This window comes from Spirosoma areae, from assembly GCF_054781775.1.
In genome coordinates this window covers 215,556-231,658 of the sequence record NZ_BAAGTT010000033.1, presented here as the reverse complement: position 1 = coordinate 231,658, position 16,103 = coordinate 215,556, and the positions used below count along the sequence as shown (strand labels likewise).

Below are 16,103 nucleotides of genomic sequence, written 5' to 3'. Positions count from 1 at the left end.
ATAGACTCTAAAGAATCCGAGACCCAAAGAATCAAAATTTACCCAATTATACCTATTTCTTGAGTCCCAGTTCTATCAGGCGCTCGTTCAGAAAATCGCCGGCTGTCATGTCGACGTATATTTTCGGATGCTGCGTGTCGATGCAACTCTCCAGACTGGTCAGGTCCATGTCGGCGCGTGGGTGCATGAAAAACGGAATCGAATAGCGCGACTGGTTCATTTTTTCGCGGGGTGGGTTCACTACCTGATGAATCGTGGACTTGAGTTTGTGGTTGGTGAGCCGGTCGAGCATGTCGCCTACGTTCACCACAACCTGGTCGGGCAGGGCCGTAATGCCAATCCATTTGCCATCGCGCCGGAGCACTTCCAGCCCATCTGCCGAGGCACCCATCAGCAGCGTAATGAGGTTAATGTCGCCGTGAGCAGCCGCCCGCACGGCCCCGTCGGGAGTGGTGTTTGGGTCGAGGGGGAAATAGTGTAACGCCCGCAGAATACTGTCGCCGTTGCGAACTTTGTCGTCAAAATACGTTTCGGGCAAGTCCAGATATAACGCAATGGCCCGCAGGAGTTGCTTACCTGCGTTTTCGAGGGTTCGGTAGGCCGTTAAGGTAGCTTCCCCAAATTCGGGATATTCTTCAGGAATAATATTGGCGGGCATGTCGCCTTCCGGTTCGGGCTGACCGATGTGGTAAAACTCCTTTAAATCGGCTACTTTAAAGCCCTTAGCGGTCTCTTTCCCCTTACCAATATAGCCGCGTTGCCCGTTGAGTTCAGGGTGTTCGTATTTCTGCTTCACGCTATCGGGCGAGGAGAAGAACTTCTGCGCTGAACCGTACAGTTTTTTAGTCAACTCGTCGGTCAGGCCGTGATTACGGATGGCGACAAAGCCGATTTGGTTGAACGCCCGACCTAAATCCTGCACGAAGCGGACTTTGCGGTCGGGGTCGCCGGAGGTAAAATCGGCCAAATCCAGCGATGGAATTTCATTGTATAATTCTTCTACTACCATAGACGAAAACTATTTTCACAAAAATACAAAAGATTGCATAAATGTAGAGACGCAATACCTTGCGTCTCCTGTGCCGGATGGTTTTGCTGACACACAGGAGACGCAAGGTATTGCGTCTCTACACACATATCCTCAATTAAGAAAAATTCTTACCGACTTTGTTCCAGTCGACCACGTTCCAGAAGGCCGCTACGTATTCGGGCCGGCGATTCTGGTATTTCAGGTAATAGGCATGTTCCCAAACGTCGAGGCCCAGAACAGGGGTTCCTTTTTTCTCGGCGAGCGCCATCAGCGGATTGTCCTGGTTAGGCGTCGAGGTGATGTCAATGTCGCTGCCGTTTTTGATTAGCCATACCCAACCCGAGCCGAAGCGAGCCGTTGCGGCTTTGCCCCATTCGGTTTTGAAGTTATCGAATGAGCCGAATTTCTTCGTGATGGCATCGACCAGCGCCCCCTTCGGCGCACCACCCACACCAGCTCCCAGACTATTCCAGAAGAATGTGTGGTTCCAGTGCCCACCGGCATTGTTCCGCACGGCGGCCGGTGTGCTGCTGTTTACGCTTTTGACTAATGCGTCGATGTCCATTTTGGCCATGTCGGTGCCAGCAACGGCCTTGTTGAGGTTATCCACATAGGCCTTATGGTGCTTGCCGTGGTGGATTTCCATCGTCATCTTGTCAATATGCGGTTCGAGTGCACCGGCATCGAAGGGGAGCGGAGCCAGTTTAAAGGGGCCTTCGGCCTGAGCAGGCGAGAGACCGAAGGAGGGCAAAGCAACCAGCCCAGCCGATGCACCAAAGGCCAGTTTCAAAAACTCGGAGCGATTCATACGACTATTTAATTTGAGAGAAAAACGAAAAATGAGTCTGGTAGAGCCACGCCTGCACCAGTAAGCTTTCCAAACACAACCTGTCTACTCGGCGAATGTTTAGGGTAACCCAACGCGCAGTCACAGGGTCATAGACGCAAAGAAACGAGATTTTCATCACTAACTGATGGTACAGGGCCTTAACTGGCGAAGTAGATTGACGTTTAAGATTGGTTGCTGAAAAGGTGCTTCTTTTTTGAGGATAAAATCAATTAGCAAAACAACTCTTTCGTATTGCATCTATAACGGAATGTTCCCGTGCTTCTTCCTGGGCAGCGTTGCCACTTTATTCTCCAGCATTCCGAAGGCCCGAATGAGCTTCTGGCGAGTCTGGTCGGGCACAATTACCTCGTCGATATAGCCCCGGTGGGCAGCCCGGTATGGATTGGCGAATTTCTCGGTATAGTCCAGCACTTTTTCCTGCAGCTTAGCCTGCGGGTCGTCGGCTTCGGCAATTTCACGTTTGAAAATAATCTCGGAAGCTCCACTGGCCCCCATCACGGCAATTTCGGCCGACGGCCAGGCATAGTTCATGTCGGCCCCAATGTGCTTGGAGTTCATTACGTCGTAGGCACCCCCGTAGGCTTTGCGGGTAATGACCGTCACGCGCGGTACGGTGGCCTCACAAAACGCGTACAACAGTTTGGCCCCGTTGGTGATAATGCCATTCCACTCCTGGTCGGTGCCGGGCAAAAAACCGGGTACATCTTCGAGCACCAAAAGCGGTACGTTGAAACAGTCGCAAAACCGAACAAATCGGGCCGCTTTGGTGCTGGCGTGGATGTCGAGAACCCCCGCCAAAACGGCTGGCTGATTGCCCACGACCCCAATACTGCGGCCCCCAATCCGGGCAAAGCCCACGACGATATTCTCCGCAAAATATTTATGCACTTCCATAAACGACCCGGCATCGACCAGTTCTTCAATGACCTCACGCATGTCGTAAGGCTGATTCGGATTGGTAGGAATAATGCTGTTCAGTGCCGCCCGACGTTCATTGCCTGGCTCGTAGGGCAGCATCGGCGGTTCGTCTTCGCAGTTTTGCGGAATGTAGCTTAGCAATCGTTTCAGATGCTGGATGCAGGCTAGTTCGTTGGCGCAGGCAAAGTGCGTTACGCCCGACTTCGTGCTGTGGGTGCTGGCCCCGCCCAGTTCTTCGGCCGTAACGGTTTCGTGCGTAACGGTTTTCACCACGTTGGGGCCCGTTACGAACATATAGCTCGTATTCTCGACCATGAATATAAAATCCGTGATGGCCGGTGAGTAGACAGCCCCGCCCGCACATGGTCCCATCACCGCCGACAGTTGCGGAATCACACCCGACGCCCTGGTATTCCGGTAAAAAATATCGGCATAGCCCGCCAGCGACAGTACGCCCTCCTGAATTCGGGCACCCCCGGAGTCGTTGAGGCCAATGAGGGGCGCGCCGTTTTGCAGCGCCAGGTCCATGAGTTTGCAGATTTTTTCGGCGTGGGTCTCGGAGAGCGCCCCGCCAAAAACGGTGAAATCCTGCGCGAACACATACACCAACCGGCCGTTTACCGTGCCGTACCCCGTCACGACGCCATCGCCGAGGTAATGCTCTTTGTCCATCCCAAAGTCGCGGGTGCGGTGCATCACAAACTTACCGATCTCCTCAAACGACCCCTCGTCCAACAGCAGCGAAATCCGTTCGCGGGCGGTCAGCTTACCTTTGGCGTGTTGTGCGTCGATGCGTTTCTGGCCTCCTCCCAGTTCAGCTTCGGCATTTTTTCGGACCAGAATATCGGTTTTAGTAGGTTTCGACTGGTCGCTGAGAGTGGGATCGGGCCGGGCTTCGGTTTGCATAAGGGTATCGTTAGCAACATCAAGTATCGACAAAGTTAATTTTTCTTCTGGATTCCAGCAGGTATGAGAACCGTAGTCTGTATGATTTACTGAATTCGCAGGCCACAGATAGGCAGTAAGCCTAAAATTGCCGTTTCTTTGTACTGAACAGTGCTATACTCCTGGCTTGAAAGCTCGTTACGTTTCGTTTCTTTTCCTTCTGCTATGGTCGCTGACGACTAAAGCTCAGCCCCTCGGTGGGCAGCGGCTCTTCTCGTTTCTCAACCTGCCCACTCACGCCCGCGTAGCAGCCCTCGGCGGGCAGGTTGCCTCGGCCACCACGCCCGACGGGGCCTATCACCTCAACAGCCCCGCTCTGGCCGATTCAATAAAAAGCAATGAACTATCCATCAGCCTGATGCCCTATCTGGCGGCTGCTAAATACTACACGCTTCACTATGGCTTGCCTATAAAAAGCAAAAACGCCAGGCCAAAGGGTAGCTGGGCGGCTGGTCTACAGTACCTTAGCTACGGGCAGTTTACCCTCACCGACCCGACAGGCAATTCGCTGGGCACGTTCACCGCTAACGACTACGCCCTGAGCCTGACCCATGCCCGGACGGAAGGTAACTTCACGCTTGGTGCTACGATTAAAGCGGTTGGGTCGAGCATCGAGATGTATTCCGCCTTTGGCCTACTGGCCGATGTTGGGGGTATCTGGCGGCATCCAAAAAAAAACCTGACGTTCGGATTAGTGGCGAAGAACGTTGGTTATCTAATCAAAAACTACGGCCCACTCGACGCCGACCTGCCCTTCGATTTACAAGCGGGTGTGACCGTTAAGCCTCGGTATGCACCTATGCGGCTAACGCTCACGGCGCATCATCTGCAACGCTTCGACATTAATTACAGCGACCCATCCCTCAACGTGCGTTTTGACCTGAACGGCAACCCGATTCCGCAGACCGTTGGTGTGGGCGAAAAAATTGCCCGACATCTAAGTCTCGGCGCCGAACTATTAATCAGCCGAAACGTGCATTTGCTGATTGGCTACAACCACCAGAAACGACAGGAAGGTAAACTGGCGACGGGGGGCGGTGGAGCAGGCATCTCGTTTGGCGCGTCGGTGCAGGCGCGGGGGTTTCAGTTAACCTACGGCCGGTTTTCATCGGTCCCAACGGCGGGCACGAGTCAGTTGTCGTTGCGGATTAATTTGGAGCGGATTTTGAGCAAATAGTTACAAATTACTGACTTGATTTTTGCGGTAAACCGCGTATTTTCACCCACCTAAAAACCGGAGCAGATTTGTTATGGTAGCGGAAGAAACAGAGAAGCGCATCTACACGGTAGACGAATACCTCGACCATACAGGTGAGTGAGGTTTATGAAGGGGTTTTCTGATTTAATGATAGCCGGGCAAGACGATTCCTACCCGGCTACCGAAGCCATTAAAACCGCCCCACTCGCTTTTGCAGGGCATCGCGCGGAAGGGTGATCAAATGCCCGATGGGTTTTCCGGCGCGGTAAGTAATGACCCGGAGCGTAACGGGGCCGTCGGGCAGGTCGATGGGTTGACTGTATTTCATTGAGAATTGGTCCGGCATCGTATCGTCGAGGGTGTAGTAGATATCCAGCCCCGGCACTTCGCCTTCCAGTTCAAGCCGCAGTTTGTCGTCCTTCATACTCGTTTTCACGATGGCATCGTACACCGCCCGCGAATAGTTGATGTTGGCCATGTCGGCCCGCTCAAAATGCGTTTCCATCCGCCGGGCGAAATTGGGCCAGTTTTTCGCTTCCTTCGGCGACCAGTATACTTCGGCCAATGCCCAGCCGCGCGGGTAAGTCATGTATTCGGCATGACGGAGGGTTGGTATCTGCTCGGTCCAGAGGTTTCCCTGCCCACCCAGAATAAATTTGGCGTCGACCCCATCCGGCACGGGTTCGAAACTGTAACTCTTGCGGGTCCGCAGGGCCGCGTAAATGGGTGGGTCAATGGTGGGGTCGCCCTGGTTGTAATCTAAATACGCAAAGGTAGTAGGGGTCATTACCACGTTATGCCCCTCCTTCGCGGCTTCTATACCACCTTTGATGCCCCGCCAGCTCATCACCGTAGCGCCCGGCGAGATGCCGCCTTCTAAGATTTCGTCCCAGCCCAATAATTTCTTGCCTTTTGCCGTCAGGATTTTCTCGACCCGGTTCATAAAATAACCCTGCAAATCTTCAACGTGTCGGATGTTGAGTTGCTTCATCAGCGCCTGACAACCGGGGTCCTGCGCCCAGTAGCCTTTGTAGCATTCGTCGCCCCCAACGTGAATGTATGGATTCGGGAAGAGCGCGGCCACTTCGGTAAACACTTTGTCTAAAAACTCATATACCTTCTCATCCGACGGGTTCAGCGTGTTCTCCACCTTCATCTTAAAGGTGCCGTTGCCATACCATTCCGAGAATGGCGTTCCGGGGTTGACACTGACGGGGGCTTTGGTGCAACTCAATTCAGGGTAAGCCGCCAGAGCGGCCATGCTGTGGCCCGGCACGTCAATTTCCGGCACAATCGTGACATTACGCGCCTGTGCATACGCCACCACATCGCGAATGTCGTTTTGCGTATAAAAACCTCCATAGGTGGCTGGTTCACCCGGTTTTGGGTCGGCCCGATCGCCATAATGCCCCGTTCGGGCCACGCGCCACGCGCCTACTTCAGTCAGTTTTGGTAAGGATTTGATTTCGATGCGCCAGCCGTTGTCATCGGTGAGGTGCCAGTGTAAGGTATTGAATTTTAGCTTCACCAGTTGGTCGATGTACTTCTTTACATCGTCCTTCGTAAAGAAATGACGACTCACGTCGAGCATGATGCCCCGCCAGCCGAAGCGCGGATAGTCGGTGATGTTGACAGCAGGCAAGGTCCAGGTTCGCGGGGTTGCGGTCTTGCTTTCGATTTCTTTAGGCAGCAGTTGCACCAGCGTCTGCATCCCGTAGAACAAACCCGCCGGGCGGTTGGCCGTAATGGTCACGCCCTTTGCCGAGGCATTGAGCGTATAACCTTCCTCGCCAAGCTGTGCATTGGGCGCACCATTCAGATTGAGTTGAATTTTGCCGCTCTTGCCCGATGTTGCAGTCAGCCCAAAACCGGTTGGCTGGTTCAGTTGCTGGCTGAGCATCTCGGCAACGGCCCGCCCTTCAGCCTGGTTATACTGAATGGTGGTGGCTTTGCTGAGGGTAAATACCCCGGTTTTCGGCTGAACGTTAACCGGCTGGGGAATTAAATTAATCGGCGACTGGGCACGGGCAATTGTGATGCAGAGGACAAATAGAAATAATAGGCTGCGATTCATGGGGCGAGTGATTGATGAGTATACTGTAAAGCGAGCCAGACCGGTATTTTAATCAATCGACTCTATAACAAGTCCACTCTATATATTTTACCGTCTTCGGCACCATCAATTGGGTATAACTGCGAACCCACAGTTGAATAACCGTCGGTGGCTTTCGTTCGATAATGAACGTCAATACGTTGCCGCTTCTGTCTTCCGGTTCCTCCCAAAATCTATTTCAGACGCTGACGCGATGTGTTATTACGAAAGCATACTCGCATCGCAACAAGTTGAAGTAGGTAATTTGCTCCCTTTATTTGACTAAGAGTGAGTTGACGCTACAGCTTACGCCAAAATCATAAAAGCCAAATTTCCACCCGTCGGTGGCACATTTTTGGGTTTCCTGTGTTTCTCTGGCAGGGAGCGCACAACACGCTCCGTTTTTTCGATGACCCAATCACTTAAAGACCTTACGCCCCGGCAGATTGTTGCCGAGTTGGACCAGTACATTATCGGCCAGAACGATGCCAAACGCAACGTAGCCATTGCCCTGCGAAATCGCTGGCGACGTATGAACAGCGCGGCTGATATGCAGCGCGAGATAACACCGAACAACATTCTGATGATTGGCGCAACGGGCGTGGGTAAAACCGAAATTGCCCGTCGATTGGCCAAAATCGCCGACGCGCCGTTTATCAAAGTCGAAGCCTCGAAATTTACCGAAGTTGGCTACGTTGGCCGCGATGTGGAAAGTATGGTGCGCGATTTAGTGGAACAGTCGGTGAATATGGTACGGGGTGCCAAGAAAGAAGCGGTGCAGGTGAAGGCGCAGCAACTCGTGGAAGACGCCATTCTGGACATTCTGATTCCGCCCGTGAAGTCTGCCAACGGGCAAGTAGGTTTTGAGAACGAAAAGCAGGATGCCGATGCCGAAATCAACGAGCGCACCCGCGAACGGTTCCGTGAAAAAATCCGCTCCGGCGAGATGGACGACCGCAAAATCGACATCGACGTGCAGCAGAGCCAAACGCCCAACATCGGTATTATGGGCGGTTCAGTCGATGATTTGTCGATGATGAACATTCAGGAGATGATTGGCGGCATGATGCCCAAACGCGGCAAAAAACGCAAAGTGACCATTGCCGAAGCCCGTAAAATCCTGCTGGAAGAAGAAGCCGCCAAACTCATCGACATGGATGAGGTGAAGGAGGAAGCCATCCGCAAAGCCGAAGATGCCGGAATTATTTTCATTGACGAAATCGACAAAGTAGCCTCGGCCCGGTCGGGCAATGGCGGGGGCGGGCCGGATGTCAGCCGGGAAGGTGTGCAGCGCGACTTGCTTCCGATTGTGGAGGGCAGCGCCGTGAACACCAAATACGGCGTGATTCATACCGACCACATTCTGTTCATTGCGGCCGGGGCGTTTCATGTGGCCAAACCCAGCGATTTGATTCCTGAATTACAGGGCCGCTTCCCCATTCGGGTGGAGTTGCAAAGCCTGTCGGAAGATGATTTTTATCACATTCTGAAGGAGCCAAAAAACGCCCTCACGAAGCAATATGAAGCCATGCTGAATGCCGAAAACGTTGGCCTGACGTTTGACGACGACGCCCTGCGCGAACTGGCCCGGATTGCCTTCGAGGTAAATGGTGAAGTTGAAAACATTGGCGCCCGCCGGTTGCAGACGGTACTGAGCCATCTGATGAACGACTTCATGTTCGACATTCCCGATGTTATCGGGGCTAACGCCCAGGTCGTTGTTACGAAAGAATTGGTGAATGAAAAACTGAACGGTTTAGTAAAAAACCGGGATTTAAGCCAGTTTATTTTATAGTGCCCAGCTTAGAGGCTGTCTAAATTTCATAAAAACAGGCTCGGTTGGGGGTAAAACCGAGCCAACAGAAATCCAATTTTTAAACAGCCCTGCTTGGAGCAACAGCCCGAAAATTTAGAATTTTCGGGCTGTCCTAAGGCGACGAACATGCTTACTTCTTCTCCGCACTAATCCGAATGCGCTTGTAGTCGGCATACCACCGTCCGTCGCGGAAGAGAGCCGGACGTAAATCCAGGTTAACTTTTTCCAGAATAGCAGCTTTGTCGCTGCTCGCTACCCCCTCGAAAAAATAAGCGCCAAACTGCTCAATCCAGTCAGTAAGGCCTGTTTCAGGATCAGTTAACAGCGTGTCACGGTCGTAGTACTGTGCAAGCTGAACGGTAAAGCCATATCGTTCCAGAATGGGCGTGTATTCGCCGATTGACGGGAAAAACCAAAAGGGCGAAAATGTGTGCCCATATTCCCTGAGTCGCCGGGCTACTGCCTCAACAATGGAGCATACATTGTTTTTGCCGCCAAATTCAATCACTAATCGGCCACCTGATTTCAGTGCTTTTGCCATATGCCGAACCGCAGCTTCATAATCGGCAACCCAATGTAGGACAGCGTTAGAGAAAATGGCGTCAACCGGTTCATCAACTAAAAATTCCGTAGCATCCATCTGGTAGAGTTCAAGCTCAGGAAATTGCCTATGCGCTTTTGTCAGCATGTCTGCCGACGAGTCGATGCCAATAACCTGAACCCCTCGTTCGGCTATACGTTGCGTGAGTTCGCCGGAGCCACAGCCGAGATCGAGAATTCGTTCGCCCGGTTGGGGGTTGAGCACATCGAGCAATCCTTCTCCGTATTGGTAAACAAACGAGTGCTTTTGCGTATAGGATTCACTATTCCAGTTCATTCGGTGTATGTAGCGATTAAGTGAATAACCTGCCCAATCGCTCTATCCGTATCGCTGCGTTTACGGTCGGGCGGGTCGAAGCGATTGAAGGGCCGAAGTTCGAGCACGAACGTTTCCTCAACGGTTTCGTCGTCGATGGCTGTATACAGTTTATGAGCCGTTAGGGTAATGGGAATCAAGCCATGCTGCGACTTGAAGTGAGTAAGCACATAAATAAGAAATTTCTCGACCGCTTCGACTGCTATTCCTTCAGCGGGCACAAAGCGCACCTCGGCCCGGTTGCGGTCAACAAGCGTTTGTTCCTCCGGGGAAAAATGACCTTCGCAGCTCGAAAACGTGCGGACTCGCCCTGTTTTAATGAGCGTGTCGACTAATGGCCAGATACTTGGCTCAATGACCTCCATCAGGGTTTCTCATTCAGCATGGCCACTTCGTCGGATTCGTCAAGCTGATGCCGAATGGGTTGTATGCCCTTGCGCCAGAACCAGCCCAGATAGCCAGCAGCAATCAACGCCAGCACGCCTGATACGGCGAATGAAGCCTGAATGCCCGATTGGCCAGCAACATGATTAAGCACCCAGCCAGCCCCCAATGCGCCCAGCCCAATACCGGCTTCGAGCGCAATGTACATGGTAGCCATCGCCCGGCCCCGCGTTTTCTCGTCGCTCAAATCGGCGGTCCAGGCCGTTACCGTCGGTGAGTTTGTACCCCACGACATGCCGTAGAACACAGCCGCCGTCCAGAACCAGGTGGTCGAATTGGTTAGCATGAGCAACACCATCGAAACGGCCAGCACAACGGTCGACACAAACAGCACCGGCACACGTCCGTACCGGTCAGATGTTCGGCTGAACACGATCCGAACGACTAAGGAGGCAATGGTATAGACCGTAAAAAATAAGCCTTTGTTGGTTACGCCAAGCGATGCACTCAGGCTCGAAATCACCGTGAGCACCACCCCCGACGAGAACGATTGCAGCAACAGCACGATGAACGGCGGAAGAGCCTGTTTATCGAAAATTTCGTCTTTCTTCAGCCGCAGCAGGCCAAACCGAAAGGGTTGCCGGTTCATCAGCGTTTCGGGCATTTGAAGGAGAATCCCGATGGAGAGCAGCGCAAATGCCGACGATGTCCAGAACATTACGTTCATGGAATAATCCGTAGCCAGCCAACTGCCAATGGCCGGACCCAGCGACATGCCCATGGCGGTAAACAACCCCAGTGTCCCCATGGCTTCGCCCCGGCGCGTGATGGGGACAACATCGGTTACGTAGGCAGCCGTGGCGGTAGGCTTCGTTCCTGTCGAAAAACCATGAACGAGCCGCAGCATCAAAAACCCCCAGACCGTCAGCAGATACGGGTACAGAAAGCCGCAGACAAAACACACCAGCGACCCGAAGGCCATAACCGGCACCCGGCCGACAGTGTCGGTGATTTTCCCACTAAAAGGGCGCGATACACCTGCCGTGAAGGTGAACAGGGCAATAATCCAGCCAACGTATTCCTTACCGCCCAACCGCGTCAGGTAGTCGGGCAGTTCGGGGATCATCATCGAAAAACTGGCCGAAAACAAAAAATTACTGACCGACAGCAGCCAGAACGAGAGCGTGTAGAGCCAGGGGCCGGAGGATTTTCGGCGGGTAAAAAGATGGCGAACGACCAAAACGAGGTGATTTTGTTCACCCAAAAATACAATTCATTTATTAAAAGAGCCCAATAAACTTAGAATGTTCCAATTTTCAGGCTTCAGGTTTATAGACCTGAAAGGTTTCAGAAATCGTTTAGGTCTGATTAGGCCTGAAACTCACTTGGGTTCGGGCGTTTGATTGCCGCCGTCGATAACAAACCGCCACTGGCCGTTTCGCTGGCGTTTCCAGACCGTAACATACACGCCGTAGCGAGGTTTTGGTTTACCCACGTCATTTTTGTTGGTCAGCATCCATTGCCCGAATGTATAGCCTAACTCGCCCGACTGGGCCGCGTCGGCTTTAAGCACCTGCCAGGTCAACACCGACCCATCGGCAGGCAGGCGGCTCATCTGCGCCCGCAGCGAATCGAATCCGATTGTGGGGGCCGCCCCATCGTTGAGCTTAATGGCATCGTCAGACGCGTAGGTCGTGAAGGCTTTGGCCATTCCTTGTTTTTCTGAAAGAATGCTGAAATTCTGGTCGGCTTCCCGAATCTCAGCAATCGCCTGCTGACGCACGGCAGCCGCCGGATTCATGGCACGGGGGCTATCGACGCGGGCGCGGCATGAGACCAGCAGGGCGATACTTAGCAAAAGAGATATTCCGCAGCGCATAAGGGATGGATGGTAGACCGGTTTCGTTGAATTGGTCGTCTTTTGCCGTAAATTTGCGAAATAATGTAAAATGAACAGTGTAGAATGAGCAATGAATAATGGGTGGCACGACGCTTTATCCATTTTAAATTGTTCATTATTCATTCCTTTCTTATGTCGCGTAACGTAAAAATTGCCCTGTTTCTCACCGTTTCAATTCTGTTCACCACCTTTTCGTTTTATTTCTGGCAGGTACTTAAAAGCCCGAATCTTCAGGTTCAGGACGGTGACAAGGCATTTGCGCTGTTGATTCGGCGCGGAGCCACGTTTGAGTCGGTTATGGACACGCTCAAGACTCACAAAGTCGTCAATGACGAGACGTCGTTTCGGTTTCTGGCCAAGGTGATGAAATACCCCGAACTGGTTAAAGAAGGTCGCTACGAGATTAAACCCCGCATGGGCAACCGCGAAGCCTTAGTTAAGCTCCGGTCGGGCAATCAGGATGCTATGCCCGTGACGTTCAACAGCATGCGGCAAAAAAGCGACCTCATCCAGCGGCTCGGCAGTAAGTTTGAGTTTGGCTCCGATGCCCTCGGCAAACTCCTCAACGACCCCGCCACCTGTCAGAAATTTGGCTTCGACACTACCACCATTGTTTGCCTGTTTTTGCCCAACACCTACGAACTTTTCTGGACCATCAAACCCGAAGCTCTTCTGGAGCGGATGGGTACCGAATACAAAAAATTCTGGACACCCGACCGGCAGGCGAAAGCGAAAGCGCTCGGCCTAACCCAGACCGAAACGCAGGTGCTGGCCTCGATCGTAGCCGCCGAAACCAACAAACGCGACGAGCAGCCCCGCGTGGCGGGCGTGTACCTGAACCGGCTCAAACGGGGTATTAAACTCGAAGCCGACCCTACAGTGATTTTTGCCCTGCGTGACTTCACCATCCGCCGGCTCCTGAACCGGCAGTTAGCCGTCGATTCGCCCTACAATACATACCGCAACACCGGTTTGCCCCCCGGTCCTATCAACCTGCCGGCTCCGGCCACCATCGATGCGGTGTTGAACGCCGAGCAGCACGATTACCTGTATTTTGTGGTCGACGCCCGTTTCAACGGCTACCATACGTTCTCCAAAACGCTGGCTGAACACATGGCCAACGCCCGCCTGTATCAGCAGGCATTGACACGCATGAAGATTATGAAATAACCATGATTATTCACGACGTTACGAACATTCGGGTGCGCTACTACGACACCGATCAGATGGGCATTGTCTATTACGGCAACTACGCCCGTTTCTACGAAATTGGCCGGGTCGAAGCGCTGCGTCAGTTAGGGTTAACGTATAAAGAAATCGAAGAAAGCGGCATTTCGATGCCCGTCTATGACCTCAACTCCCGCTTTATCCGACCCGCCAAATACGATGATTTGCTGACCATTCGGGTTACCATTCCGCAAGTGCCTAAAACCCGGCTGATGTTCGGGTACGAAATTTTCAATCAGGAAGGGCAACTTCTGAACACAGGCCAGACGACGCTCGTTTTTGTTCGTACCGATACAGGTCGCCCCTGTGCGGCACCACCCGACCTGGTTGACGCCACTAAACCTTTCTTTGATCAGTAGGTTACAAAAAGAGTTATTCGTCGTCAGTCATTAGTTAATAGTGGTGGCCCGGCCCAAAAGCGGCCCGGTAAAGGCAACAAGAATTCGTCAGCCACTATCGACGAACGACTTTGGACTTATGACTGAAAACTATGTTCGATAAATTATTTAGTATCCACGCTTTACGAAACGTGCGTTTCTGGCTGGACAACCACCATCCGTTCAACTCCAAAAGCACCTGGTACACGTTTTTGAAGCGAATGCTTGCCCAAATTGCGGACAACGACACCAGCGAGCGGGCTGCTTCGGTAGCCTACAGCCTGATACTGGCCGTTTTCCCCACGGTGATTTTTTTCTTTACGCTGATTCCCTACATCACCTTCATTCCCGACCTTGAGGAGCAAATTATGGGCTTCTTTCATCGGGTACTACCCGGCGAAACCTTTAACTCCGTTGACACCACCATTCGGGACATCATCAGCCGCCCGCAGAGTAGCGTGCTGTCCTTCGGGTTTCTACTGGCCCTGTATTCGGCGACGAGCGGCCTGGTTGCCATGATGCAGGCCTTCAACTCCTCCCACCACTCTGCCGAACGGCGCAGCTTCCTCAAAATTCGCGCCATTGCTGTGGGCTTAACCCTCATATTGGCTTTTGCGCTAATTCTGGCCGTCGTTGTCCTGATTATTGGTGGCATCGTCAGCGACTATCTGCTCCATTTTGGTGCCTTCAACAATGTCGTTTTCAGTACACTGCTAACCGTTATTCGGTATTTAGTGGTGTTTGCGGTGTTCGTCGGTGTCGTGTCAGTCATCTACCGTTACGGGCCGAATGTAACCCTGAAGTGGGCATTTATTACGCCGGGGGCCGTTACGGCGTCGGTCCTGATCGTGCTGACGACACTGGGCTTCTCGTACTATGTCTCCAATTTTGGCTCCTACAACAAAGTTTATGGGTCAATTGGCACACTCATTGCGCTTATGATCTGGATAAACCTCATCTCGCTTCTGCTCATTCTTGGGTTTGAAATGAACGTTGCACTCTACAATCTCGAAGGGGACAAAAATCCCAGTGTAGCCGCCAAAACAACAAACGCCACCTCCAAGACTTGAGGTGACGTTTGCAAAACCTAACCCATAAATGTAATAGGCACACATTTAGGTTTGTATCAAGACTTGACACGCCCCCAATGTGTTCCTGTTAAATTCGGCGAAAAACGTGCCAATCTTACGTTTTGGTCAGCAATTCCTCCCCTGTTTCGGCCTTTCGCTAAAAAATTGACCAGGCTGGCCAGCGTTCGTCTTAGCTTTATCAAGTCATTTAATCCGACAACTCCCTGCCGGAATTTCAGTCCGTAATGAGCTGTCCTGTTATTGTTTATGGTCTCCGTCACCGACCAGTTTAATCCCCTGCCCATGGGCCTCCACCTCAATCGGATCAAACCCTGGGTCACCGTCATCTGTACCAGCTACAACCACGAAGCCTACGTTGAGCAAGCCCTCCAGTCGGTGGTCGACCAGGCCTACCCCAACGTCGAATTGATCGTTATTGACAACGGCAGCACCGACCGTTCGCCCGACCGAATTGGCCGGTTTGCCAGCCGCCACCCAGCTACGGTATATTTACGAAATCCGGTTAATCTGGGATTGAACCGGGCCTTTAATCAGGGGCTGGCACTGGCCGGAGGGCGGTATGTGATTGACCTCGCATCCGACGATGTGCTGCTGCCGGGTCGCATTGCCAGACAGACCGACTTGTTTGAACAGTTGTCGGGTCCCTACGCAGTGGTGTTCTCCAACGCGGCTTACATCGATGAACAGGGCCGGCGAACGGCGTTTCACTACCCCATTGATTCAACGGGTCATGCCCGGATAGCTGTGCCGTCGGGGTATGTGTTCCAGCAGATTCTCGACGCCTACTTCATCTGTACGCCCACCATGATGATGCGCCGGGACGTACTGAATGAACTCGGTGGCTACGACGAAACGCTGGCCTACGAGGATTTCGATTTCTGGGTGCGGTCGTCGCGGCACTACCCATACGCTTATTTAGATGACGTGCTGACGCTGAAACGTCAACTCGCTGGCTCACTGTCGGCGCAGGTCGTGCAGCCCGATAATACGTTGCTGGCCTCAACGCTGGTCGTTTGCCGGAAAGCCTTTGAGCGCTGCACAACGCCCGACGAGTACCGGGCTTTAGCCAACCGCATCCGAACGTTTATCCGCAAAGCTTTTTATACCGAACAGTTTGAGTTGGCTAAGCAATTCGGGCATCTTCTCCGCCAAATTGAACAGCCCGGTTTTCTGAGCAGCCTGATTTTGAGTCTAAGTTGTCTGCATCTGCCAGTCAACGGTCTCTACCGTCGGTATCGAAAATGGCACCCGGCCTATCCATCTGCGAAACCGGTTTAAGTCGTTTGTGGTTTGTAGTTCGTAGTTTGATGCGGCTGGCGCGTTCATACTGCTTGCGTTAACCAACTCCAACCTGCGAAC

The 16,103-nt window shown here is 52.7% G+C and carries 14 protein-coding genes; 6 read left to right on the top strand and 8 right to left on the bottom strand.

Features of this window, described 5'->3' with window-relative positions; all coding sequences use genetic code 11:
* Positions 1-52: 52 nt before the first annotated feature.
* The 3 genes from ACYVI1_RS19025 to ACYVI1_RS19015 all read right to left on the bottom strand — a co-directional run bounded on the left by ACYVI1_RS19025 (position 53) and on the right by ACYVI1_RS19015 (position 3,704).
* A complete protein-coding gene (locus ACYVI1_RS19025) occupies positions 53-1,009 on the bottom strand; it encodes an isopenicillin N synthase family dioxygenase (RefSeq protein WP_460912319.1) in 957 nt (318 codons plus the stop codon).
* Positions 1,010-1,145: 136 nt separating this feature from the next.
* On the bottom strand, positions 1,146-1,838 hold the full coding sequence (locus ACYVI1_RS19020; protein WP_460912318.1) for a superoxide dismutase: 693 nt from the start codon (positions 1,836-1,838) through the stop codon (positions 1,146-1,148).
* A gap of 279 nt (positions 1,839-2,117) precedes the next feature.
* The gene (locus ACYVI1_RS19015; RefSeq protein WP_460912317.1) at positions 2,118-3,704 is read right to left on the bottom strand and encodes an acyl-CoA carboxylase subunit beta; all 1,587 of its coding nucleotides are present in this window, start codon (positions 3,702-3,704) and stop codon (positions 2,118-2,120) included.
* 166 nt (positions 3,705-3,870) lie between these two features.
* Here ACYVI1_RS19015 and porQ point away from each other — a divergent pair, with 166 nt between their 5' ends.
* Positions 3,871-4,920 carry a type IX secretion system protein PorQ gene (gene porQ / locus ACYVI1_RS19010; RefSeq protein WP_460912316.1) on the top strand — a complete coding sequence of 350 codons (1,050 nt, stop codon included), beginning with the start codon at positions 3,871-3,873 and terminating at the stop codon, positions 4,918-4,920.
* A gap of 211 nt (positions 4,921-5,131) precedes the next feature.
* Here porQ and ACYVI1_RS19005 read toward each other — a convergent pair whose 3' ends face one another.
* Positions 5,132-7,015, bottom strand: coding sequence for a beta-N-acetylhexosaminidase (locus tag ACYVI1_RS19005; RefSeq protein ID WP_460912315.1), 1,884 nt, complete (start codon positions 7,013-7,015; stop codon positions 5,132-5,134).
* Positions 7,016-7,442: 427 nt separating this feature from the next.
* Between ACYVI1_RS19005 and hslU the strand changes: the two genes are divergently transcribed.
* Positions 7,443-8,828, top strand: coding sequence for an ATP-dependent protease ATPase subunit HslU (gene hslU, locus ACYVI1_RS19000; protein WP_460912314.1), 1,386 nt, complete (start codon positions 7,443-7,445; stop codon positions 8,826-8,828).
* A gap of 151 nt (positions 8,829-8,979) precedes the next feature.
* Here the strand turns inward: hslU and ACYVI1_RS18995 are convergent, their stop codons facing one another.
* The 4 genes from ACYVI1_RS18995 to ACYVI1_RS18980 all read right to left on the bottom strand — a co-directional run bounded on the left by ACYVI1_RS18995 (position 8,980) and on the right by ACYVI1_RS18980 (position 12,028).
* Entirely contained in the window at positions 8,980-9,726 is a 747-nt protein-coding gene (locus ACYVI1_RS18995; RefSeq protein WP_460912313.1) for a class I SAM-dependent methyltransferase, read from the bottom strand.
* The gene (locus ACYVI1_RS18990) at positions 9,723-10,130 is read right to left on the bottom strand and encodes a hypothetical protein (RefSeq protein WP_460912312.1); all 408 of its coding nucleotides are present in this window, start codon (positions 10,128-10,130) and stop codon (positions 9,723-9,725) included. Before ACYVI1_RS18990 ends, ACYVI1_RS18995 begins: the two co-directional genes overlap by 4 nt.
* Positions 10,130-11,389, bottom strand: a complete 1,260-nt coding sequence (locus ACYVI1_RS18985) for an MFS transporter (protein ID WP_460912346.1) — start codon at positions 11,387-11,389, stop codon at positions 10,130-10,132. Before ACYVI1_RS18985 ends, ACYVI1_RS18990 begins: the two co-directional genes overlap by 1 nt.
* A 141-nt stretch (positions 11,390-11,530) precedes the next feature.
* Entirely contained in the window at positions 11,531-12,028 is a 498-nt protein-coding gene (locus tag ACYVI1_RS18980) for a YybH family protein (protein ID WP_460912311.1), read from the bottom strand.
* Between the two features lie 153 nt (positions 12,029-12,181).
* Here ACYVI1_RS18980 and mltG point away from each other — a divergent pair, with 153 nt between their 5' ends.
* The 4 genes from mltG to ACYVI1_RS18960 all read left to right on the top strand — a co-directional run bounded on the left by mltG (position 12,182) and on the right by ACYVI1_RS18960 (position 16,022).
* A complete protein-coding gene (gene mltG, locus ACYVI1_RS18975; RefSeq protein ID WP_460912310.1) occupies positions 12,182-13,219 on the top strand; it encodes an endolytic transglycosylase MltG in 1,038 nt (345 codons plus the stop codon).
* A 2-nt stretch (positions 13,220-13,221) separates the two neighbouring features.
* Entirely contained in the window at positions 13,222-13,635 is a 414-nt protein-coding gene (locus tag ACYVI1_RS18970; RefSeq protein ID WP_460912309.1) for an acyl-CoA thioesterase, read from the top strand.
* Positions 13,636-13,766: 131 nt separating this feature from the next.
* Positions 13,767-14,723: a YihY/virulence factor BrkB family protein gene (locus ACYVI1_RS18965; protein WP_460912308.1), complete on the top strand. Its 957-nt coding sequence runs from the start codon at positions 13,767-13,769 to the stop codon at positions 14,721-14,723.
* A 267-nt stretch (positions 14,724-14,990) separates the two neighbouring features.
* Positions 14,991-16,022, top strand: a complete 1,032-nt coding sequence (locus tag ACYVI1_RS18960; protein ID WP_460912307.1) for a glycosyltransferase — start codon at positions 14,991-14,993, stop codon at positions 16,020-16,022.
* Positions 16,023-16,103: the final 81 nt, after the last annotated feature.